We start from the raw sequence: 23,742 nt of genomic DNA on the forward strand, positions 1-23,742 counted from the left end.
AAGCCTGCCCAAGCAGGCGGATGGGAGCTGAATATGAAGATACAGCAATTGCATCAACACTGGCAGATGAAGATGGAGGGAGAGGATACCTGGCTGCCGGCCAAAGTCCCCGGTTCTATTTACCAGGATTTAATCGATGGGGGAAGGCTGGAAGATCCCTACTGGAGGGATAATGAGAAGAAAGCACTGGCTATTATGGAAAATCATTTTATATACCGGTGTACATTCCGAAAAGGGGAGAATACCTATACGAAAGCCTTTCTCCGGTTCGACAGCCTGGATACCCTGACGGAAATCCATCTTAATGGGAAACTGCTGGGAAATACGGAAAACATGCACCGTATTTATGAGTATGATGTTACCGGGATTCTGAAGGAGGATAACCTGCTGGAAATCCATTTTTACCCGGCCGTTGCCTATATCCGGGAGCGCCAGGAAACGATCCGGGCGGAAGGCTGTATTGATGCCATGGATGGGTTTGCCCACATAAGGAAAGCGCATTCCATGTTCGGGTGGGACTGGGGCCCCAGGATCCCGGACGGGGGGATTCTTAGGGATGTGACCATATCCTATAGGGATGCCGCCTGGATTGAAGAGGTCCATATCAGGCAGAAACATGAGGAAGGGCGCGTCTGTCTGAATCTATCGGTGAAAACCGGGAAAAGCGGCAGGGATGAGATGCCCTTGTCCTATCACGCCCGGATAACAGCCCCGGACGGCGGGCAGATCGATGCGGCAGACTCTCCTGGAGAACTTGCGATAGAGAAGCCTATGCTCTGGTGGCCCAACGGCTTGGGAAGCCCTAACCTCTATGAGGTGGAAATCCGGTTGTTTTCGGGGGAATATCTTCTGGATACCTGGAAAAAAAGGATCGGCCTGCGCACCATAACCATTTGCAGGGAAAAGGATGCTTATGGGGAAAGCTTTGCCACAGAAATCAACGGGCAGCAGGTTTTTGCAATGGGAGCGGATTATATTCCCCAGGATAATATTTTTGGCCGCATTCAGGAGGAAAGAACCAGAAAGCTGCTGGAAAGCTGCGTTATGGCCAACTTCAACACCATCCGTGTCTGGGGAGGCGGGTATTACCCGGAGGATTCTTTTCTGGATCTTTGTGATGAAATGGGACTTATGGTCTGGCAGGATTTCATGTTTGCCTGCGCGGTTTATGAGCTGACGGATGCGTTTGAGGAGAATATCCGGGCGGAATTCATCGACAATATCCGGAGAATACGCCACCATGCCTGCCTTGCGCTTTGGTGCGGAAATAATGAAATGGAAATGTTTGTGGCCGGCGGAGGATGGGGAAATACACCCAAACAGATGAGTGATTATTTTAAGATGTATAAATATATTATCCCCAAGCTGCTGAAGGAATACGATCCGGATACCTTTTACTGGCCGGCAAGCCCTTCTTCCGGCGGCGGTTTTGACGATCCCAATTCTTATGACAGGGGAGATGTGCATTATTGGGACGTGTGGCATGGGGGAAAGCCCATTACGGAGTTCCGTAAATTCTATTTCCGCTATCTTTCCGAATTCGGGTTCCAGTCCTTTCCGGCGATGAAAACGGTGGAAAGCTTTACCCTGCCGGGAGACAGGAATATTTTTTCTTATGTCATGGAGAAGCACCAGAGAAATAATTCCGCAAACGGGAAAATCATGACATATATGGGGCAGGAATACCTTTATCCTGCCAAATTTGAACACCTGCTGTATGCCTCCCAGCTTCTTCAGGCCGAAGCCGTAAAAAACGGGGTGGAGCATCTGCGCAGGCACAGGGGCCGGTGCATGGGAGCCATTTACTGGCAGCTGAACGATATCTGGCCGGGAGCCTCCTGGTCCTCTATTGATTATTATGGAAGGTGGAAAGCCCTGCATTATTACGCAAAGAGATTTTTTGCTCCGGTTCTCCTGTCCTGTGAAGAAGAAAGCCGGATGACCCAGGAAAGAAATATCAATGCGGAGAAGCCGGATTTTAATAAGTCTGTTAAATTCAATGTTTCCAACGAAACTTTTGAAGAAAAGCAGGTGGAGATCATCTGGTCGGTGCGAAGCGCTGACGGCAGGGAGAAAAGCAGGGAAAGCGTAACGCTGTCGGTACCGTCTTTTTCCGCAGCCTGGACCCAAAAATGGGAGCTTCCCCTGCTGGATGCGGCAAGGGAATATGTAAGTTATTCTCTTGTGGATATAGCCCCTTTGTCTGAACCTAAGGATGGTCCGCTAAGCGCGGCAAACGTTGTTTCAAATGGCAGTGTATTATTCACTATGCCCAAATATTTTGAATTTGAGGATCCTCAATTAACGGTAAGCTGCAGCGAAGAAATGATAACAGTACAGTCCAGGTGCTATGCCAGGGGCGTAGAGATTCAAAATGAAAACGAGGATCTGATTTTATCTGACAATTATTTTGATATGGACGGCGGAGAAAAAACCGTACGGATACTTTCCGGAACCCCGCAGGGGCTGAAGGTAAGAAGCGTTTATGACATCCGCTGAAGCCGGACATTTCTATGCTGTCCGCCGGTCCGGCGGCAAGATCACAGAGTGTGTATCCCGCAGGAGAATGTCCGTTGCGGTCAAGAGAACCGTTTCCTCCATTGCTATAATAAAAGAACAAATCCGGGGACGCAAAATTCACGTTCCCACCTACATGGAGGAAAATATGGATCAAAAAAATGAAATCCAACGGCATTTACAAGCCCTGTGCGAAGAAATCGGCCCGCGTCCCACCGGCTCACAGGCAAACCGGGACGCGGTTTCTTATGCCCGCAGGCAATTCGAAGCCTATGGCCTCACCACGCAGCTGCAGGAATTTGACTGCATGGACTGGAGCAGGAACGGGGGTACTCTAAAGGCAGAGGGAAAGGAGATCCCTGTGATGCCCGCGCCTTATTCCAAAGGCTGCGGGGTACAGGGGGAAATCATCCGGGCAGGTTCTCTGGAAGAACTGCGGAAAGCCCCGCTATCCGGAAAAATTGTATTGCTTTGTGACGGACTGGCATCCGAACCGTTCATGCCCAAAAGCTTTGTTTTCTGGAATCCGGATGAGCATAAGGAAATCATTTCCCTTTTGGAAAACGGCGGTGCGCTGGCGGTTCTTACCGTAAGCCTTTCCGCCGGACAGTATCTGCCTATCATTGAGGATGGGGATTTTGAACTGCCCTGCGGGATTGTCCTGCCGGAAAATCTTCCCCTGCTTGACAGCGGTATCCGGGCGGTATTGAAGCTGGATGCGGAAAGAAAAGCGGCGAAGGGGGCAAATGTGATTGCTTCCTATGGAAGCGGCGCGCATAAGGTCTGCTTTTCCGCCCATATTGATACCGGCAACATGACGCCGGGCGCTTTGGATAATGCCTCCGGGACGGCGGTACTGCTTGCCATGGCTTCACAGCTGCAGGGAAAAACGTATCCGTACCGGCTGGAGTTCGTCCTTTTTAACGGAGAAGATTATTACTCTACGCCGGGGGAAATGGCATATCTGGCTTCCCATTTATCCAGGCCGGAGGATTATGTCTGTGCATTTAATGTGGATGGGGCGGGGCTGAAAGGGAAGGATATTACCTATTCGTTTTATGAATGTCCTGAAAAGCTGAGCAGCAGTATAAGAAGCTTTGCATCCCGTTTGGAAGGTTTTTCAGAAACCGAGCCGTGGCCGCAGGGGGATCACACCCTGTTTTCCTTTTCCGGCGTACCGGCAGTGGCGATAACTTCCTCCGGTATATTTGAACTGACGGAAAAAGTGCTTCATACGGAAAAAGACATACCGGCTCTGGTAGATACAAAGAAGTTGGGAGAGCTTGCCGCCTTCTTGCTGGGGGCAGTTTGACTTTTTCAGAGAGAAACCTGAGGAACAGGAGGATGCCTCGCTTCGTGAATCATCCTCCTGTTTCATGAGAAACGGCGCAGCAGTGAAGGAATTCACTTTGCTGCGCCGTTATTTTATTAATTCCGGATTGTGATGTCTCCGGAGCTGCATTCGATGCGGATCCAGTTTTCATATTCGTTTTCAAAGGTATAATAAACATCGCCGAGCTTGTGGCTGCCTACTTTGATTTCACCGTAGTCGGTCTTTAAATCATAACCATAGGTTTGGGTCAGGACGGGAGTGATGTCCACATGGCCGTAATCGGATTTGACGGTAAGATTCCGGAAGCTGAAGGCTTCTGCATCCATATCCCCGCTGTTTAGATTAAGGCTGGCATCGGCAGCGGTAACTCCGTTCATATCCACAGAGCCGTAATCGCTGGTGACCGTAAGCTGTCCCAAGGCGGCCTGTTTTAGTTTGAGGGTGCCGCTGTTGAGTATCAGATCCGTGCTTGTTTTGATATCCGCTTTGTCCAGGGTGCAGTCGCCGTAGTCGTTTGTTACCTTCAGCGTATTCCCGCTCAAATTTTCTCCTTTGAATTTGCCGGAGTTGAGAGTGAGATCCATATCGGTACAGGCAATGTCCGTAAGGGTTGCATTTCCGTAGTCATTTACCAGGGTAAGATCCCCGGCATGCAGTGCGGAAAGGCTGGTGTCCCCGGAGGAGGTGGAAACGGTCAGGGAGCCAAGCTGTGTATCTGCGGGAACGTAAATGGTCACATATTCTTTGGCAGAGGGCCAATCCACGGAAAAAGAGGTGGAGAAGCCGGACAGGAAAACGACCTGTCCGCTGCTTTGTTTGCTTTCCCTGACAGTGAGTTTCCCGTCTTTTACCTGGATATCGGGAGCGCTCCAGGCCACAAGCTGGTATTCCAGCCCGTAATGGTCGGAAGGCTGTATGGTGATATCGGCATAATCCATCTGAATATCCAGGCTGGTGAAGGCATCCAAATCGTCGATGGTATCGGACAGGACGGACGGTCCCTCACTGGCAGTATTATTCAGGGAATAGACGGTAAGACCGTTTCCGGGCTGGAAACCGACGCCGTTGAAGCGGCCTCCCAGTACCCAGCCTATGACGGACAGGAGCAGTCCGGCAGCACACAGGGAGCCGCAGAGTATAAAAAATTTATTGCGTTTACGCATGACGCTCTCCTTTCATTTTTAAGATATTTCCGAAAAGCTTTACCAGGCTGATCAGGATAAGGCGGCAGAGTTTTAATACACCATATACGGCCAAAAGTCCAAGTCCGGTGCAGAACAGGCCGGCACCAAAACAGCTGAGCGCAGTGGCAGGTGCGCTGAACAGGACGGTAAAGCTGGCGGCTACGGCAATGGGGCCGCATACAACAAAGGCGAGGGCCGCCATGATAAAGGCTGCAAGCACCAGAAGCACACAGAGTATTAACAGGACAATCACTCCCAGGAACAGCACGGCAAAAGGAAGAGCTATGGGAACCGCGCAGACGGCGAGGATACCGATCCACAGGGCATTCATATTTTTGCGGAGCCCCTTTTGGGGAACGGAAGCTTTTTGGATAGCCATATTGGTGATGATCTGTTCCGCCGCCGTGTCCGGGCTTCCCAGATCCTCGATGGCCTGCTGTTCTCTTTCCGGCCCGGCGTCTTCAAAATACTCTTCAAAATAAGCCATAGCCTCATTATAATTTTCTTTGGGCAAAATCCGAAGCCGCTTTTCCAGCGCGCTCATATATTCGGTCTTGTTCACTTTTCCTCACCTCCATGGGCAATTTCGTTGATAGCATCCACGTACTTTTTCCATTCGTTGTCCAGGTATTCGCAGGTTCCCCGCCCGTCCGGCGTAATCCGGTAATATCTCCGGTTGCGTCCCTGGAATTGCTGGTCATAGGTATCCACCAGGCCGTTTTCCTGAAGCCTTTTCAATATGGGATACAGCGTGGAATCCTTCGTGTTTGATACGGTTTTCAGCTGCTGGCTTATTTCGTAGCCGTAGCTGTCATCTCTGGAAACGACAGATAAAATCAGGAATTCCAGCAGCGGTGTACTGAGCGGATATATCATGTAATCCCTCCTTCTTTCTATATATATTTCATACAGGCATATCTATGAATTAAGTATATTATATTTTGTATAATATATACTGTCAACACATATAAGAAATTCTTAAGCTTTTTAAGAAAAACTTTGAAAAGTATACAGCTGCACAGAGGGCCTGTCATAAAAATTTCCGGCCCGGACATATTCCTGTCCTTCTTTTCATAAGGTATATAAGACATGACAGTTGAGGCTTATCTGAACTGTTGCTGGAGGAAAGGGGCTGTTGGAAACGTGCAGTCACTTTCCAGGACAAGATAAAGGAGTGGGATTGTGTTTGAGACAAAGAGCATCAGAGAAACATGTGTACAGCTGGACAGTGATATAGACAAAGGACTGTCGGAAAAGGAAGCCGCAAGGCGTTATCAGGAGAACGGGAAGAATGAGCTGAAGGAACCGCGGAAAAAGACGGTGGTGGAGTCTTTTCTGGAACAGCTGAATGATCCGCTGATATATGTGCTTCTTGCAGCGGCTGTTATATCCCTCCTGCTCCATGAAGTGAGCGATGCCGTGATCATTGCGGTGGTGGTGCTGATGAACGCTTTTGTAGGCATGATACAGGAGGGAAAAGCCCAGAAGGCCCTGGATTCCCTGAAAAAGCTGACAAGCCCGCATGCCTATGTGATCCGGGAGGGAAGGGAAAAAGAGATTCCGGCGTCCCAGCTTGTGGTGGGGGACATTGTATGCCTGGATGCCGGCTGCCAGATCCCGGCGGATCTGCGCCTTACCAGAACAAGCAGCCTGAAGGTGGAGGAGTCGGCCCTGACAGGGGAATCGGTACCTATTGAAAAGGACGCTTCTTTTGTTGCCAAAGGGGCGGCTCCCGCACGCAGGGAGGAGTTTGCGGGGAAGGGAAAAGGGCTGGAAGCGGCCGGGAAGAGGGAGACAAGGGCAGGGAAGGAAACCCATATCCCTCTGGGGGATCGCTATAATATGGCTTATATGTCCACCATAGTGACCTATGGCCGGGGAGAAGGTATCGTGACCGCCACCGGTATGGATACGGAAATCGGAAAAATCGCCTCCCTCATCAATGAAAGCCATGAAGAACTCACTCCGCTGCAGAAAAGGCTGGGAGAGCTGGGAAAACTGCTGAGCATTCTGTCCCTGCTTCTCTGTGCGGCTCTTTTCGTCATCGCACTGGTACAGAAAAGAAATCTGATAGAAATGCTGATCACGGCCATATCCCTGGCAGTAGCCGCAGTTCCGGAAGGGCTTCCGGCAGTGGTCACTATCTGCCTGGCGTTGAGCGTGACCAAGATGGTAAAGGTACATACCATAGTCAGAAAGCTTCCTTCCGTGGAAACGCTGGGAGCGGTGAGCGTGGTCTGCTCCGACAAGACCGGCACCCTCACCCAGAATAAAATGACCGTAGAAAGCTGCTTCACCAACCAGAAGCTGCTGGGGAAAAAAGATCTGGGAAAGGAAGAACACAGGGAATTTTTAAAAGGAATGACTCTGTGCAACGATGGGGTGCTGGACGGGGGAGAACGCATCGGGGATCCCACCGAACTGGCCCTGCTGGACCTGTCGGCCCGGTTCGGTATGCGCAGGGAGGAACTGGAAAAGGAATTTCCCCGCACAAAGGAGCTGGCTTTTGATTCCAACCGCAAGATGATGTCCACCTTCCATCAGAGAGGAAACCAGACGGTTACCTATACAAAAGGGGCGCCCGACGAGATCCTGAAAAAATGCAGCAGTATTCTGCTATACGGCAGGACCGCAGCCATGACGGAGCAGCAGAGAAGGCAAATCAGACAGGCGGTGGAGAACATGTCCTCCCAGGCCCTGCGTACGCTGGCGATTGCCATGCGGGCCGGCGGCAGCGGGCCGGTGGAAGAAGGGCTTACCTTTGTAGGGATGGTGGGGATGAAGGATCCGGCGCGTCCCGAAGCTGCCGATGCGGTGGCACGTTTCCGGGATGCAGGGGTATCCACCGTGATGATCACCGGCGATCATGTGGATACCGCCTTCGCCATCGGGAAGCAGCTGGGGATAGTGAACCGTCCGGAGCAGTGCCTCACCGGAGATGCGGTTGCCCGTCTGGATGAGGAAAGTTTCCTGCACAAACTGGATACGGTACGGGTATTTGCCAGGGTTTCCCCGGAACACAAGGTACGTATTGTAAAAGGTTTTAAGGAAAAGGGGAATATTGTGGCTATGACAGGCGACGGCGTCAACGACGCGCCTTCCCTCAAAGCGGCGGATATCGGCATTGCCATGGGGATGACAGGAACGGATGTGGCCAAGCAGGCTTCGGATATTATACTCACAGACGATAATTTCGCTACCATAGAAAAAGCCATTGTGGAAGGGCGGGGGGTTTACGAAAATATTAAGAAATCCGTCATTTTCCTTCTTTCCTCCAACCTGGGAGAAATAATGACCATGTTCCTGGCGGTTCTGTGCGGCCTGGCATCTCCCCTGAAATCCAGCCATATCCTTTGGATTAACCTGATTACCGATTCCCTTCCGGCACTGGCGCTCGGAGTGGATAATAATGATGCCGACAGCCTGATGAAACGGCCGCCCCGGGATCCCAAAGAGAGCCTGTTTGCGGGAGGAGGTTTGGCCTGCACCGGCTTTTACGGCCTGCTGATTGCAGGGATCAGCCTTGCGGCCTTTTTTACCATTCCCTATGCGGTGATTCTGGAGAAACAGATCCCTCTTACTATAGCCAATTTTGCTACGGTGCTCCAGCATGAAGCCATATTGAACCGGGCGCAGACCTATGCGTTTACGGTCCTGGGGATGTCCCAGCTGTTTCATGCGGTGGGCATGAGGGATGTGCGCAAATCCGTTTTTAAAATGAAACATTTTGACAATAAGCTGATGATAGCAGCCTGTGTCCTTGGTTTCCTCCTGCAGTTTGCCGTAACAGAAATCCCTTTTCTCACGGCGGCCTTCGGGACGGCCCATCTGTCCTTAAGGGAATGGCTGCGTCTGACCTTCCTGGCGGCCTTCCCCCTGCTGGCCCACGAGCTGATGATCCTGTTTTCCTTTGATTTTGTCCGGAAAGGAAACAGAAAACAGAAGCTGTCAGCAAAAACAGCTTCCGATTATATGTTATAAAACGGCTTAACTTTTGAGGGAATCTGTCGATATTATAAAAAAAGACCGGTATTCCGGTAACTGCATCCAACTTAATAAACCGGGTGCAGCTGCCGGAATACGGAATATTACTTTATTTTTTTTATCCTTTCCAGAAGATCTACAATCAGCCGGGCCTCATCCTCGTCCAGCTGACGTATGTATTGCATTGCTCTTTGCTGCAATTGCGTGGTACGCTCCGACTCGTTGAAGAATTCTATAGGAGTAACACCCAGATAATCACATATGTAGAGGAATTCCGGCATAGAAGGTAAGGCACGGCCGGAGGCAATACTGTGAATATAACTTGTGCTGTGCCCTAAATCTACACTCATTTTTCTTTCCGGAACATCCTTCTGGAGTCGAAGTTCGGTAATCCGGTCACGAATAAATTTTTCGTCCATTATCATCCGCCTCCTCCCATGTGATAATAATAATATACAATAGTCAGATTTTCGAATATTTATAGCGTCTGATATTGTTGAAACATACGCTTAAATCGTCTATAATTGTAAAAGAAAGATGCATATAATATACACATGCCATAGGAGAATATACAATGAATAAAAAAAAGATTTACCGAAAAGTGGCAAAAGAATATGGAGTGAGTGTACAGGAAGTAAAGCAGGAGATGCAGGCAGCGCTGGATTATTCCTACCGGAATACCCCTGATGACGGCGTTACAGGCGCCTGGCAGAATAAGGTCCCCAGAAAAGGAGAGGCCCCCACGCCGGACGAACTGCTGCGTTATGCCTGCGGTGAACTGGCTGTTTCTGATAAAAAAACAAGATAAAAAATTGCATCTGTTCATTCATCATCAATGTCAAAACATGAAAAATAAGAAGCCTCCACAAAATGTGGAGGCTTCTTATCTTATGAGGGGGGAGATAGTTTCAACAAAACTTGTGAGCTGTTGTTCATCTATCTGTCATTTATGATACCGGATAATTGTGTCAGAAGTGTGTCGCAATTCAAAAAAACTTATTAAATGTATAAAAGAATTCTTTAAAGAATCTTAATTGATAAAAATAATTCTTTGGGAGAAAATGATCCATAAAAAGTTATGAAAATAAAATTGACTTACTATTTACAAAAAGTCAGTCAATTGTTATAATACACAAAAAGGCGGAAGGCAGGTGACAGGATGCGGATAAGCAAGGAACCGGAAATACGCCGGGCGGAACTGGTGGAGGCAGCCCGGGAGCTGTTTGACAAAAACGGCATTAAAAATACGCAGGTCAGCCAGATCGTGGATAAGGTGGGAGTCGCCAAAGGCCTGTTCTACTATTATTTCAAATCCAAGGAAGAGATCGTGAATGAGGTGGTGAGCGTGGTAATGACCGAGCTGCGGGAGGCTTCCGAAAGGATCCTCGCGGATGACGCTCTCACTTTTTATCAGAAGGCCTCGGAATTCCTGGCATTGTATATGGATATGATCGACCAGTTTTCCGGAGATGAAGAAGAGAATCTGGCGAACATGCTGGAGGTCTTTTCCCGAAATTCCATTGCCCAGGATGCCAACGATTTACTGCAGGAGCAGATCAGCCGTCTGCTTGAACAGGGGGTAAAGGAAAAAATACTCACGACGGCCTATCCGGAGGAAACCATACGGATTCTGATTTTTGGACTGCTGGCCCAGTCCAGGAAACAGCTTCTTTCCATGGAGCAGATAATGACCATTATTGAGCAGGCCATGCATATGCCTGCCGGTTCCCTGAAAAAGGGAGGAGGAGAATGATATGACACAGTATAGTGAACCGTTGGACTCGGTAATAAACGGCCTGCACAGCAGCAGGACAGAGGGGCTTACAAGCGCCCGGGCACAGGAACTCCTGCAGGAATACGGCCCCAACCAGCTTAGGGCCAAAAAGAAAAAAACCAATCTGCAGCGTTTTTTTGAACAGTTCAAGGATGTGATGATACTCATCCTGATCGCCGCCGCAGCGGTATCATTTGTGGTTGCGTGCAACGGACATGATTCGTCCGAATTTTTTGAACCTCTTCTGATTCTGCTGATTGTCGTCCTCAATGCCATCATGGGCATGGTGCAGGAAAGCAAGGCGGAAAAAGCCATGGAAGCGCTGCAGAACATGTCGGCGCCGCGGGCAAGAGTGATCCGCGACGGCAAAGAGGTCGTGATTGACGCCGTGCAGGTGGTGCCCGGAGATATCATCCTGGTGGAAGCCGGCGATAATATCCCTGCCGATGCCAGGCTGATAGAATCGGCGAGCCTGAAATCGGAAGAATCCGCACTGACGGGGGAATCCGTTCCCAGTGAAAAGAATGCCGCCCTTCAAATAGAAGAAAAAGCGCCTTTGGGAGATCGGGCGAATATGATCTACTCCGGCTGCAGCGTGGCATACGGACGTGCACGTGCGGTGGTTACGGCTACCGGGATGAACACGGAAATGGGACATATTGCAGGGCTTCTGGAAGGGGAAACGGACAGCCAGACCCCTTTGCAGCAAAAACTGGCCCAGCTTGGAAAATATCTGGGCTTTCTGGCAATTGCCGTGTGTGCGGTCATCTTTATTATCGGCCTGATTGACGGCATGGCGGTTATGGAAATTTTTATGACGGCGGTTTCCCTTGCCGTTTCGGCTATCCCGGAAGGACTTCCCGCAATCGTCACCATTGTCCTTTCCATCGGGGTCCAGCGGATGGTGAAGCAGAATGCCATTATAAGAAGGCTGCCCGCCGTGGAAACGCTGGGAAGTGCATCCGTTATCTGTTCCGATAAAACAGGAACCCTCACCCAGAACCGTATGACCCTGGTAAAAGCCTATGATGCACAGAGCGGCAGCCTTGCGGACATATCCGGACAGGATTCCCCTGAGATTAAAAAGCTTCTGGAATACGGCGCCCTCTGCTGTGACGGTTCTGTAATCGAAAAGGACGGAGAGGTACAGCATATCGGAGATCCAACGGAAACCTCCATTGTATATGCGGCCATGAAAAACGGAAGTCCCAAGGAAAAGCTGGCTCAGGAATATCCACGGCTTACCGAGCTTCCTTTTGACTCCGACAGAAAGCTGATGACCGTGGTCTGCAGAATGCATGGCAGGAATGTAGTCATTACCAAGGGTGCTTTCGATTCCATGCTCCCCATCTGTACCCGGGGGGATATGGATAAGGCCCAGGAGCTGGTGAATACCATGAGTTCCAATGCCCTCCGTGTTCTGGCGGTAGGGTATAAGGAAATAGAAGAAGTACCTGAAAATCCTTCTATCGAAGAACTGGAAAACGGGCTTACCTTTATGGGGCTGGTAGGGATGATCGATCCGCCCCGCCCGGAGGTACGCGATGCGGTTGCGGTGTGCAGGAAGGCGGGTATCAAGCCTGTTATGATCACCGGCGACCATGTGGTTACCGCTTCGGCGATTGCCCGGGATCTGGGCATCCTGGAGGAAGGCGACAACGCGATTACCGGCGCACAGCTGGCGGCAATGAGCGAGGAAGAACTGACCGGAAAGGTACGGCATATTTCGGTATATGCCCGTGTGTCTCCGGAAGATAAAATCCGCATTGTGAAGGCATGGCAGAATCAGGGGGAAATCGTTGCGATGACCGGTGACGGCGTGAACGATGCGCCGGCCTTAAAGGCCGCGGATATCGGCTGTGCCATGGGAATTACCGGTACCGATGTGGCAAAGGGCGCCGCGGATATGACACTGACGGATGACAACTTTACGACGATTGTATCCGCCGTAAAAGAAGGACGCGGTATTTACGGAAATATCAAGCATGCGGTGGCCTTTTTGCTTGGCACCAACATCGGAGAGGTACTAACCGTATTCCTTTCCATGCTGTTCTGGAAACAGAGCCCCCTACTCTCTATGCAGCTTCTGTGGATCAACCTGGTAACCGACAGTCTTCCCGCTATTGCGCTGGGCATGGAAAAGGTTCCTGACGATGTGATGGAAAAGAGTCCGAAGCCGAAGAATGAAGGCATATTTGCCCATGGCCTGGGGATTCGGATCGTACTGCAGGGAGCTATGTTTGCGGCGCTGACCTTATTCGGTTTCTGGCTTGGATGGAAGGAAACCGGAACCATAGAGGCCGGACGTACCATGGCCTTTATGGTATTGGCGACCACCCAGGTGTTCCATGCGTTTAACATGCGTTCCAGCCACTCTCTTTTCAAGACCGGCTTCTTTACCAATACCTATTTAAACGGTGCGGCGGCGCTCTCCCTGATACTGATTGCGCTGATCACCTTTATTCCGCCCTTTGCCCTTGTTTTCGGCCTGACGGCCCTTCCGGCACATCTGTACCTGACGGCGCTGGGGCTGGCATTTATTCCTATTATTGTACTGGAAATTGCGAAAGCGGCGGGGATGATAAAGCATCACCAATAAAGTGATTCTGGCAGGTAAGGTGTAATTTTGTGCACCTTACCTGTTTTGTTTTGTGCATTTACTCCTTTCTGATGTACGGATAGAATGAGTACAAGCGGGAATTACCGTTAAAAAGAATTGGAGGAGAGGTTATGTCAGAAATAAAAAAAATGATTCAGGTTGGAACCGGAGGTTTTGGGACGTATTGGCTGCAAACTATTATACCGCGTGTGGACAGTTTTGCCCGGTTGGTAGCTGCTGTGGATGTGAATGAAACCGCATTAAAGAATGCAGAGGTGATTGGCGGACTTCCGAAAGAAAAATGTTATACGGATTTGCGGCAGGCATTGAAGGAAAATAAAGCTGATTTTGTAAATGTAGTGGTACCTCCCGAATACCATGAAGCAGTAATCGATACTGCCTTAGAAGCAGGTCTGGATATTCTATGTGAAAAACCGCTTGGAAATGATATGGAAGCATGTGTACGTATTCGGAATAAAGTCAAAGCGGCAGGAAAAAAACTTGCTGTTACTATGAGTCACCGTTTTGAAGTCGAAAAGCAGACGGTGGAAGCTTTGGTCAAATCCGGTGTATACGGGGAAATCGATTATATAGTAAGCCGGCTTGTGATGGCAGGAAATAAAGAAATCCGCAGGGAAGACAGGGCGGAAACCCTGGTTTCAGGTGCGCTTATCCATAATCTGGACACAATTCGGGGAATTTGCGGCTGTAATGCCAAAACGGTGTATGCCAATTGCCGGATCGGAGGGCCGTCAAATGCTCCAAGCGGCTTGGTTATTCTGGAAATGGAGAACGGAGTGCGTGCCGTTTTGGAGGAATCCTTTGCCAATGGAGTTAACCATGACGGCTGGAGTGATGAGTACCTCAGGGTAGAATGCCGGGAGGCAGCTATTGAAGCGGATCACAAAATGGTAACAGTAAAAAGTGATAAAGGATATCCTATGCCCGTAACAGCCCGTATTCCGTTAATTGAAAGCGAATATTGGGATCATGCCCTGATTCTTTCTCATTTTGTAAAGTGGCTGGAGGGAGGAAAGAAACCGGCGACAGAAGCAGAGGACAACCTGCAGTGCTGTGCCCTTGTGTTTGCGGCAATTGAGAGTATACAAAGCGGTAAAGCAGTGGATGTTCAGGATTTTTACAGACATTATACACAGGAACTGAGGTAATTATGAATCGGAAAGGGAAAAAGAAAAAAATTCTGTTTACGATCTATGCCTATTATTTTATGGTTATATTTGCGGTAACCGGGACAATGTTCAGTACGGCTCTTCCCAGAATTATTCAGGATTACCAGCTTTCTTTATCCCAGGCCGGCCTTTTTTCCGTGTTTACCAGCCTTGGAAATCTGGGAGCGATGGCAGTTACCGGTTGGCTGGGAGACAGATTCAGGAAAAGCCGTATGATGGGTGCTGTATTTATGGGGATGGGATTTACCCTCACTTTCATTAGCAAAATGCCTGCATTTCTGATACTTTTAATCCTTATGGTGATTTTGGGAATATTCGGCAGTATCCTGAATCTGATAATTACGGCATTTGTATCAGATTTGTACGGAGAGGAACGGGCCAGATACATTAATATGGTTCATACCTTTTATGGCCTTGGCTCTCTTTTGGGGCCCTTGTATCCTATGCTCCTTGGAAGAGCAGGCCTGACTTGGCGATTTTCCTATCTGTGGTTATCCATACTTGTATTTATAACTGGTGCTGCTTACTTCGGAATACTGGGGATAATAAAGGAACCTGCTGATAATGAAGAAACTGGAAAAGGCGAAGAAGGGAGAAATGAAATAACACTGGCCGGCCTGATGCATTATAAAGGCATGGCGGCATTGTGTATTATGAGCTTTCTTTATATGGGAGGCCATCAGAATACCTTCAGCATCTGGTTTCAAACCTATTTACAAACAGAAAACAGAATTCTATATACACCGGAGTATACTTCGGTTTGTATGACTTTTTATTGGGTTGGTATGGTTATCAGCAGGTTTATCTGTGCACGGCTGTCACACAAAATTTCTCCCCGCAGGGTTATTCTTGCAGGAAGTATTTCCGGAATCCTGGCGATGGCTTTCGGGATGCTTTTACAGACGCCGGCCGTCTGGTTGTCTGCAGTACTTTGGCTGGGTATTTCCACCGGTGCCATCTACCCTATGACCTTTGCCATTTCTTGTGAATGGTTTCCGGAATGTTCAGCAAGGGTATCCAGCCTGGTGGGGATTTTCACTTCAACGGGGGGAATGCTCTGTGGCTGGTTAGTTGGAAAAATTGCAGGATGTGTATCTTTTAACCTGGCTATGTATGTCCCATGGATTTCGCTGGCTATCGTATTTTGGATCGTATGGAGGAAATTTCCGGTGGACAAAAGTCCGGCGAACAGTAAAATTATATAAAACATTTCCTGTATAAGGCCTCTGTCCCGGCGAACAGGACGGAGGCCTTACTTTATTACTGTTTAAGGAAAAGGCTCCGGTATTCGGAAGGGGAGATTCCTTCCGCTTTTTTAAATGCTCTGCTGAAGTAATGGGTATCATGATATCCTATGCTTTCAGAAATCAGGGAAAAATCCCAGTCGGTATGTTGCCGAATGAGCTCTTTGGCCCTTTCCATCCGGAGATTGATAAGAAATTGTATAGGGGTGGAATTCTTTTCCCTTTTAAATATACGGTTCAGATATATGGGATTAAAGCCTATCATATCAGCCATGGACTCCAGGGAAATATCTTCTGTATAATGTTGACGGATATAGGTTTCCATATCATCTGCGGTTCTGGCAGAATAATCCTTAAGAGAATTTTCCTGATCCAGTAGTTGTTCCGCGCCTTCCCTGATATCCGTGTATATATCAGGGAAGGAGCGGCATACAGAAAGGCTGCCAAGAATACTATATTCTGCCAGATAGAGTTTCAACTCATCCGGTTCTGACTGGGTGGAAATAAAAGCGCGAAGAAGCTGCCGGAGGCCATTTTCGATTACTTTCTGGGGATATTGTTGCTCTTCCCAGGTGCTCAGAAGTTCATTAATCCATCTGCGGATATCTTCCCGGCGGTTGCTGGCAATCAGGTTTTTAAGAAGCTGCAGCTGTATTGGGGGTAATAGCTGGGAAAAGGTATGGGATATACCGCATTCCTCCTCTTTGATCAGATTGCTTTTACCGATAACAAGGGTGCGGTTCAGGGTTTCCTGCAGCATGAGTGCTCCCTGGTGCAGTTGATGGATAGTAACCTCACCGGGCAGGATACACAGATTTACAGGATATCCATTTGTGTATTCTCCGGTGGTTTTCAGAAAACCGGAAAGAGCTGTTTCGGCAGGTACTTTTTCCTGACTATCCCATACAATATATTTTTGGTTTACACTCCAGCCATAACAAACCCACTTTCGTTTCCATACAATTTGATTTTGCTCAAGGAGCGATTGCAAATCAATTTTTTTCCATATGTTCATATATATCCGGGAATGGGAAATCTGGGAGGCATTGTTCATCAGGGGGCCGATACACAGAAGAAGCATCCGGAATTGTATCCCGGGAGAAAAATGGGAAGCCTGTTCCGTATCCAGTTTGTTAGAAACGGCAGAAGCTATCGTGTAGGCTTCTTCCTCCTGAGAGGCATCATCAAACTCCCTGGCCAGTGATTTCAGAATACGTGCCAGTTCGTGGTCTGTTATGGGTTTAAGAAGATAATCCACAGCGTCCATACGTAACGCTTCTCTGACATAATCAAAATCCCTGTAACCGCTTACTATAATACATTTGGTTTCAGGACAGGTTTCTTTCATGCGGGAAAGAAGCGTAAGGCCGTCCATAACGGGCATTTTAACATCGGAAAAAAGAACCTGTGGGCGTATTTCCTCTGCCAAAGCCAGGGCATCCATTCCGTTTCTTGCAGTTGCTGCAATTTCAAAACGGGGATCCAGTTCTTTTATTTTCTTTTCCATGAACTGTAGGATACGTGGTTCATCTTCAGCCAGTATAACGCGGTAATAACCGGACATGCTGTGAGACCTCCTGAATAATAATAAATACACATATATAGTAAATTTATTGGAAAGTATAACATAATCCGTGATTATATACAAATGAAACTGAAAAAATATTGCTTAATTATACATAATAATACATACTTGATTGTGATATAAATGTGTAGTAAAAAAAATCAGGCGGTTATATTTGGAGGATAGGGTATGAGGAAAAAAACAAATTCGATTCAGAGGAATATGTTTTATGCATTTGCAGCAGGTCTTGCAGTGGTGATTACTGTTTTTATTGCGGTATATATTATGCAGACATACGTTCTCATGAAGGATGAGGTTACCTCTTCCATGTTGCAGCTTTCCGGGAATATCGGGGAAAGGCTGGATGACGAACTGAGACAGAACAGCCTTCTGTCGGAAAAAATTGTATTCTCCAATGAAGTAAGACGTCTGTTTTTGACCGATTTGCCAACGAGTCCTGATGCGGTGACGACATACCGGCTTACCAACCGGTTTAATCAGCTTATGTATTCTATTACAGGCCCAAAGCTTCCCTTTTATCAGATGAATATATTGGATTTGTCAGGGCACCGTGTTACCTTTGGGCAGGAATATAATTATACGGAACTGACCCAAAGCCAGATGGAAGGGATTTCCTGGCTGGACAGGGCGGTGGAAAAGGATGGTAAGCTTCATATTGTAGCTACACATGAGAGTGAGTTGAACAGTTATCCGGCTCAGGTAATATCCCTTTGCAGAGGATTCGGACAACTGATAGGAGGAAAGGTAAGCGGTGTGGTGGAAATCCAGGTGGCTTATGATACCATAGATACCATTGTGAAATCCACCGCTTACATAAAGGACGGCAGCGGAGAAAAGAGGATGGTAGTGATACTGGATAAAGACGGAGGACTTGTATATCCTCGGAATTTGGATTACAGTTTGCTGGAATATTACGGTTCGGTTGCCGATACATTGGAAACGGATGGAAACCATAATATACTGAGGAAAAATCCGGCAACGGGTAGCAGGGAGTTTGTTTTTGAAGCGGTATGTGATTTTTCAGAATGGAGAGTCATGCTTATCATGCCGAGAAGTATACTGATGGAGCCTATTCGGAAACTGCTATGGCAAATTTTATTTTTAGGTTTTCTTCTTCTTATGGGAAGCGCTGTGTTCTCTATGTATATGTCGCGCATTTATACCGTTCCTATCAATAAACTTTATCATTCCGTACAGTCCCTTACCCTGGAAAATCTGAGTACCGGAAGTCAATTTCATATTAATTCTGGAGTAAACGAACTGGAACAGTTGAATGATGTATTCAATATGATGGTGGTGCGACTGCATGAATCGCTGGAAGAGACGGTATCGGCTAAGAATATGGAGATACATTCCAGGATGCTTGCACTTCAGGCGCAGATGAATCCGCACTTTTTGTATAATACGCTAACGGTAATCAGTATTATGGCAGATAACGGGGAAAAGGAAAACGTAAGATGGGCCTGCCGAAACCTTTCAGATATGCTGTCGTATATATCCAGTGAATCCCTGAAGCCGGTGAAGCTGGAAGCAGAATGGGAACATACATGTAATTATATTGATATTATTAAGATGCGGTATATGGAAGATATTCTTTTTGACAGCAGGGTACCTAAGGAAATGTTTGGTCTGAAGATTCCCAAACTAGTTATACAACCTTTAGTAGAAAATGCGGTAAAATACGCTACTGACAATATTCCTGTCTGGAAAATAGAAATCAGGGCCTGGAAGGATGAGGAAAAATGGTATGTATCCGTAAGAGATAACGGTTCGGGATTCCCGGAGGAAAAGCTAAATGAAATGAGAGAAAAAATACAAAATATAGAGAAAACCGGAAATGTACCACAGCTTACGATGGATGGTATGGGGCTTTTGAATATCTATCTGCGTATGCGTTTCTTTTATAAAAATAATCTTACCTTTCACATGAAAAATCTGCCGGTAAATGGAGCGGAAGTTATAATAGGTGGCCTTTTACAGTTTTTGCCGGAAAAAGCAGAGATATAGGCTGTTCTGGGGATCGGGAGCAGTGATATAAGGGAAAATATTATCCACCTGTTCCGGTTTGTTTTGTGCATTCCACATTTGCTTTCTGCCTTGTATACTGAACTCACCTTGAGGGAAACGGAGTCAGATATCCCGCAGCAAGCTGACGAGGTGTCTGACCCTCGTTGCAGTTGCCAAGTGGATGCACGCGTGCATCCGTTCGGCTCATTGCCCGCGGGAATGAAAAAGAAAAGGAGGTTTGTATTATGATGGGGAAGAAAGGAACGGCAATTTTAATGGCAGGCATCATTGCTGCAGGGACTCTGGCCGGATGCGGACAGACCGAAAGCAGCGGGGAGGGCACACAGACAGCGACAGGAAATGCGTCAGGGGCAGAATCGGAAGCGGAAGAAGCGAAAAGTGATGTTACATTGACGGTAGCTGCCGCACAGGATTGGATTAAGGATTGGGACAGGAAGGTTGCGGAGGAGTTCACTGCGGAAACGGGTATTAAAATCGATTTCCAGCTGAATCCTAATGATCAATACACAAATATTGTAAAGGCGAAGCTGGCATCAGGAGAAGGTGTTGATATTTTCTATGCGAATACGGGCAGAGGTCTTCTGGAATATTCGCCGGATAAATATGCGTACGACCTTTCCGGGCAGGAATGGGTATCCAGATATACGGAATGGGGAAAGGAATGCTGTACCTATGAAGGCAAGGTGGTATTTTTAAATACCAGTTCTATTGATGGCTATGGTTTCCTTTATAATATGGATCTTCTGGAAAAGACAGGAAAAGATATCCCCACTACCTTTGAGGAACTGGTTGCGCTTTGTGATATCTATATGGACATGGGGATCACACCTATTTTTGAACCCGGTGCGGATGCATGGCACGGCTGCGTATGGGTGCTCCAGATGGGTGACTATTTGAACAGGAAATATCCGGATATGTATGAAAAACTGAGTACACCGGAAGGCAAATTTGCGGATTATCCGGAACTGCTTACCTTTACCGAACAGCTTAACCAGCTTGTACAGGCAGGATATTTTGGTGAAGAAGAAGATTGGCTGTCCTATACATGGGCAGATAGAAGTGAAAAAATGGCAAGCGGAGAATTCGGTATGATGGTAACCAATATAGGAGCGGCGGAGGATCTGTGGAGGAAATATCCGGAAATCGGCGCGGATCAGTGGAAAATGGGACTCATTCCTCTGGCAGGTAATAATACGTTTTCCAATAACGGCGGTAATCTGGCGCGTGTCATTAATAAAGAATCAAAGCATATCGATGAAGCGCTGCAGTACTTTGAATTTGTAGCAAGGAAAGAGAATGTACAGTATTTGTATGACTCATCAGGTTCTCCCAACTGCGCCTTTGCGGACGTTACGCTGAATGAAAATGTTCTCTGGAATTCGATCATGGAGGCATGTGATAATGTAACAGGGCCTGATTTTGCCGCATCTATTCCATTCTATAGTGCAGATCCCATTGGCAAAGCATACATTGAAATGTTTATCGGTGATAAAACGCCGGAGGAAGTCATTGCACAGATAGATAATGACAGAGCTACCATGTTCGGTGTGACTCAGTAGCAGGAGATAAAGGAAGGGACGGCCTGATGTATAAAAAGAAAATCTATAAAACCTGGTTTTTGTCACCGGCACTGTTTGTTTATTGCGTCTTTTTTATCCTTCCTGTAGTGGTAGGGATTGGTTTTTCCTTTACGAACTGGAATTCCATGTCCTCAGAGATTAAATTTGTGGGACTGCGCAATTATATTGAAATATTTAATCCTAAAAACAGTTATTTGCTGGCGATAAAAAATACGTTCGTCTTTACGGTGTTTGCCACATTTGGAAAAATTGTATTTGGGCTGTCTCTTGCTCTGTTCTTTAACAGGCCATTTAAGACTCAGCAGATATTACGGGGCATATACTTCATGCCGTTCGCTATTTCTTCTTTGATTATCGGTATAGTTTTTACCTCTATCCTGGCACCGGACGGCGTACTTAATACCATTCTGGGCGGGATGGGGCTGGAAGCCCTGGCTCGCGGATGGTTAACCAATAAACATACGGCATTAGGAGCTGTTATCGCTGTGGAGGTATGGAAGTCTATTGGATTAAATATGGTTATTTTTCTGGCGGGCCTGCAGATGATTGATAAAGATTATTATGAAGCGGCACAGTTGGATGGAGCGGGAAAAATTGCATTATTCCGCTATATTACACTTCCGTTTCTGCTTCCGTCAATTACTATCAACCTGATACTTAATACTATTCATGGCCTTAAAGTATTTGATATTGTTATGTCTCTTACCAATGGAGGGCCGGGGAACAGTACACAGGTTATTAACACATTTGTATTTAAAACCTATGGAATGGGAGCTTACGGGCTATCCAATGCTCTTTCTACTTTCATTTTTATAGTAACCACGCTTATCGCGCTTGCAACGCTGAAAATTATTGCGCCGAAGGAGGGATGATACTATGACCAGGAGCCAAAAAAAGAAACAAAACAGCTTTCTTTCCGCTGCCATCGGATGGATATTCAGCCTGGTGGTCCTGATTCCCTTCGCGGTAATCCTTCTTAATTCCTTTAAAAACGAGAGGGAAGCCGTGTCTATGTCTCTAAGCCTGCCCAAAGAAGGGTGGATTTGGGATAATTACCGGATTGTAATAGAAGAAGGAAATATGCTGAGAGCTTTTTTTAACAGTATTCTTCTTTCCGGATTGTGCGTTATTTTTTGTATTACCATAAGTGCTATGGCGGCTTTTGTTATACATCGGAGAAGAACGAAACTGCATAAGGCTGTGTTCTACCTGTTTTTTGCAGGGTTGATAGCTCCTATGAATTATATTACAACTCTGCAGGTACTTAAACGGGTACATCTGAGCGGGACATATGCAGGAATCATTATTGTGTATGTGGCTATGGGAATTCCGTTTGCCTCCTTTCTTTTTTATAATTTTATGTCCAATATCCCTATTGAACTGGATGAAGCCAGTATAATTGATGGGGCTGGGACGGGAAGGGTGTTTTTTCAGGTAATTTTTCCTCTGTTGCGTCCAATTACTATAACGGCATCGACTCTAACCTTTATCAGCTCCTGGAATGATTTTATAACCCCGCTTTATATACTTAACAGTTCCAGAAAATGGGGAATGATTCTAACTGTTTATAACTATTGGGGATTTTTGAGCCAGGACTGGGGTAAGATATGCGCAGTCATAGTTCTTACTTTAATGCCGATATTGATTCTTTATATAGGCATGCAGAAATATATAATTGCAGGTATGGCCTCCGGGGCCTTGAAAGGGTAGAAAAATGGAGAAAATCAGAGTTACCGTATGGAGTGAAGGACTGGACGCAGGGCTGGAGCCCAGGGCAATCGCCTTATATCCGGAAGATATCAATCATTATATTGCCGGATTCCTGGGGGAAGAAGCCGATTTGGAGATAAGGGAATGCTGCCTTTCCATGCCCGAAAATGGCCTTTCCAAGGAAATAATTGATCACACGGATGTACTGGTTTGGTGGAGCCATCTGTATGATGAACAGGTATCGGAGGAAGCGGCCGCGCGGGTTACCCAGGCAGTTCTCCAGGGGATGGGACTTCTTCTGCTCCATGCCAGTATGGGATCAAAACCGGCCAAGCGGCTTTTGGGAGAAAGCTCCGATGTGGGAAAATACCGGGAAGTGGGGGAGATGGAGAGAATGTGGGTGGTAAATCGAAGCCACCAGATAGTGGAAGGGATGGAAAAAGAATATGTGGAAATCCCTGTCAGTGAAATGTATGGTGAACCGTATGGTATGCCAACTCCGGACGAGATTATTTTTATCAGCTGGTATGAAGGCGGAGATGTATTAAGAAGTGGTGTCAGCTGGCATAAGGGCGCAGGGAAAATCTTTTTCCTGGCTCCCGGGCATGAGGAATTTCCAGTGTATTATAACAAGGAAATCCAGAAGATAATCCGTAATGCGGTGCATTGGCTGAAACCGGTGAAAGGGCCTGAGATAACTTTACGGGGAGAAGTAAGGGCCTTGGAGGATATTAAAAATCTGGCAAAAAAATAAAGGAACACGGATTCTGCAAATATGGAAAAAAGGGATGTTTTTAAATGAGGTTTTGAAGAAAATAGGCAGTGATTGCATAAAAATGCAGTTCCTGCCTGTTTCATAAAAATAATACATTCAAACTTCGCAGGAGCAAAATGGCCTTCCGCCCGCTGGCAGAGTGGTGTCCCCGGGACGGAAAAGGAATGTTCACCAGCTCCTCTCAGGCCATGGAGATGAGACCGGTCAAGTGTGTCAGCCTCATCTGACACACTTGACGC

At 47.3% G+C, this 23,742-nt stretch carries 18 protein-coding genes; 13 read left to right on the top strand and 5 right to left on the bottom strand.

Annotated elements, in window-relative coordinates; genetic code table 11:
* Positions 1-33: 33 nt before the first annotated feature.
* Entirely contained in the window at positions 34-2,499 is a 2,466-nt protein-coding gene (locus tag DXA36_RS28660; RefSeq protein ID WP_118682694.1) for a beta-mannosidase, read from the top strand.
* Positions 2,500-2,665: 166 nt separating this feature from the next.
* Positions 2,666-3,829 carry a M28 family peptidase gene (locus DXA36_RS28665; protein ID WP_182479308.1) on the top strand — a complete coding sequence of 388 codons (1,164 nt, stop codon included), beginning with the start codon at positions 2,666-2,668 and terminating at the stop codon, positions 3,827-3,829.
* A 116-nt stretch (positions 3,830-3,945) separates the two neighbouring features.
* On the opposite strand, the gene DXA36_RS28670 is transcribed toward DXA36_RS28665, so the two are convergent.
* From DXA36_RS28670 to DXA36_RS28680, 3 genes are read right to left on the bottom strand one after another with little or no spacing between them, the layout of a single operon-like run.
* On the bottom strand, positions 3,946-5,013 hold the full coding sequence (locus tag DXA36_RS28670; protein WP_118682696.1) for a DUF4097 family beta strand repeat-containing protein: 1,068 nt from the start codon (positions 5,011-5,013) through the stop codon (positions 3,946-3,948).
* Positions 5,006-5,596 (bottom strand): DUF1700 domain-containing protein, encoded by a 591-nt coding sequence (locus DXA36_RS28675; RefSeq protein ID WP_118682697.1) that lies wholly within the window; start codon positions 5,594-5,596, stop codon positions 5,006-5,008. The genes DXA36_RS28670 and DXA36_RS28675 overlap by 8 nt, the downstream gene beginning before the upstream one ends.
* Entirely contained in the window at positions 5,593-5,910 is a 318-nt protein-coding gene (locus tag DXA36_RS28680) for a PadR family transcriptional regulator (RefSeq protein ID WP_118682698.1), read from the bottom strand. Before DXA36_RS28680 ends, DXA36_RS28675 begins: the two co-directional genes overlap by 4 nt.
* Positions 5,911-6,216: 306 nt before the next feature.
* On the opposite strand from DXA36_RS28680, the gene DXA36_RS28685 reads away from it, so the two are divergent.
* Positions 6,217-9,015 carry a cation-translocating P-type ATPase gene (locus DXA36_RS28685; protein WP_118682699.1) on the top strand — a complete coding sequence of 933 codons (2,799 nt, stop codon included), beginning with the start codon at positions 6,217-6,219 and terminating at the stop codon, positions 9,013-9,015.
* Between the two features lie 107 nt (positions 9,016-9,122).
* Here the strand turns inward: DXA36_RS28685 and DXA36_RS28690 are convergent, their stop codons facing one another.
* A complete protein-coding gene (locus DXA36_RS28690) occupies positions 9,123-9,437 on the bottom strand; it encodes a helix-turn-helix domain-containing protein (RefSeq protein ID WP_118682712.1) in 315 nt (104 codons plus the stop codon).
* 155 nt (positions 9,438-9,592) lie between these two features.
* On the opposite strand from DXA36_RS28690, the gene DXA36_RS28695 reads away from it, so the two are divergent.
* The 5 genes from DXA36_RS28695 to DXA36_RS28715 all read left to right on the top strand — a co-directional run bounded on the left by DXA36_RS28695 (position 9,593) and on the right by DXA36_RS28715 (position 15,786).
* Positions 9,593-9,826, top strand: coding sequence for a sporulation initiation factor Spo0A C-terminal domain-containing protein (locus DXA36_RS28695; RefSeq protein WP_118682700.1), 234 nt, complete (start codon positions 9,593-9,595; stop codon positions 9,824-9,826).
* 351 nt (positions 9,827-10,177) lie between these two features.
* A complete protein-coding gene (locus tag DXA36_RS28700; RefSeq protein ID WP_118682701.1) occupies positions 10,178-10,771 on the top strand; it encodes a TetR/AcrR family transcriptional regulator in 594 nt (197 codons plus the stop codon).
* A 1-nt stretch (position 10,772) separates the two neighbouring features.
* Positions 10,773-13,391 (top strand): calcium-translocating P-type ATPase, PMCA-type, encoded by a 2,619-nt coding sequence (locus DXA36_RS28705; protein ID WP_118682702.1) that lies wholly within the window; start codon positions 10,773-10,775, stop codon positions 13,389-13,391.
* A gap of 131 nt (positions 13,392-13,522) precedes the next feature.
* Entirely contained in the window at positions 13,523-14,560 is a 1,038-nt protein-coding gene (locus DXA36_RS28710; protein ID WP_118682703.1) for a Gfo/Idh/MocA family protein, read from the top strand.
* Between the two features lie 2 nt (positions 14,561-14,562).
* Entirely contained in the window at positions 14,563-15,786 is a 1,224-nt protein-coding gene (locus DXA36_RS28715) for an MFS transporter (RefSeq protein ID WP_118682704.1), read from the top strand.
* 55 nt (positions 15,787-15,841) lie between these two features.
* Here DXA36_RS28715 and DXA36_RS28720 read toward each other — a convergent pair whose 3' ends face one another.
* A complete protein-coding gene (locus tag DXA36_RS28720) occupies positions 15,842-17,389 on the bottom strand; it encodes a response regulator (RefSeq protein WP_118682705.1) in 1,548 nt (515 codons plus the stop codon).
* Between the two features lie 189 nt (positions 17,390-17,578).
* On the opposite strand from DXA36_RS28720, the gene DXA36_RS28725 reads away from it, so the two are divergent.
* The 5 genes from DXA36_RS28725 to DXA36_RS28745 all read left to right on the top strand — a co-directional run bounded on the left by DXA36_RS28725 (position 17,579) and on the right by DXA36_RS28745 (position 23,482).
* On the top strand, positions 17,579-19,417 hold the full coding sequence (locus DXA36_RS28725; protein ID WP_118682706.1) for a cache domain-containing sensor histidine kinase: 1,839 nt from the start codon (positions 17,579-17,581) through the stop codon (positions 19,415-19,417).
* Positions 19,418-19,662: 245 nt separating this feature from the next.
* The gene (locus tag DXA36_RS28730) at positions 19,663-20,997 is read left to right on the top strand and encodes an ABC transporter substrate-binding protein (RefSeq protein WP_118682707.1); all 1,335 of its coding nucleotides are present in this window, start codon (positions 19,663-19,665) and stop codon (positions 20,995-20,997) included.
* Between the two features lie 26 nt (positions 20,998-21,023).
* Positions 21,024-21,890: a carbohydrate ABC transporter permease gene (locus DXA36_RS28735; protein ID WP_118682708.1), complete on the top strand. Its 867-nt coding sequence runs from the start codon at positions 21,024-21,026 to the stop codon at positions 21,888-21,890.
* Positions 21,891-21,894: 4 nt separating this feature from the next.
* Complete coding sequence (locus DXA36_RS28740) at positions 21,895-22,728, top strand: carbohydrate ABC transporter permease (RefSeq protein ID WP_118682709.1); 834 nt, start codon at positions 21,895-21,897, stop codon at positions 22,726-22,728.
* A gap of 4 nt (positions 22,729-22,732) precedes the next feature.
* Positions 22,733-23,482 (top strand): ThuA domain-containing protein, encoded by a 750-nt coding sequence (locus DXA36_RS28745; protein WP_118682710.1) that lies wholly within the window; start codon positions 22,733-22,735, stop codon positions 23,480-23,482.
* The last annotated feature ends 260 nt before the right edge of the window (positions 23,483-23,742 follow it).

Source organism: Eisenbergiella sp. OF01-20, assembly GCF_003478085.1.
In the GTDB taxonomy this organism is placed as follows: domain Bacteria; phylum Bacillota; class Clostridia; order Lachnospirales; family Lachnospiraceae; genus Eisenbergiella.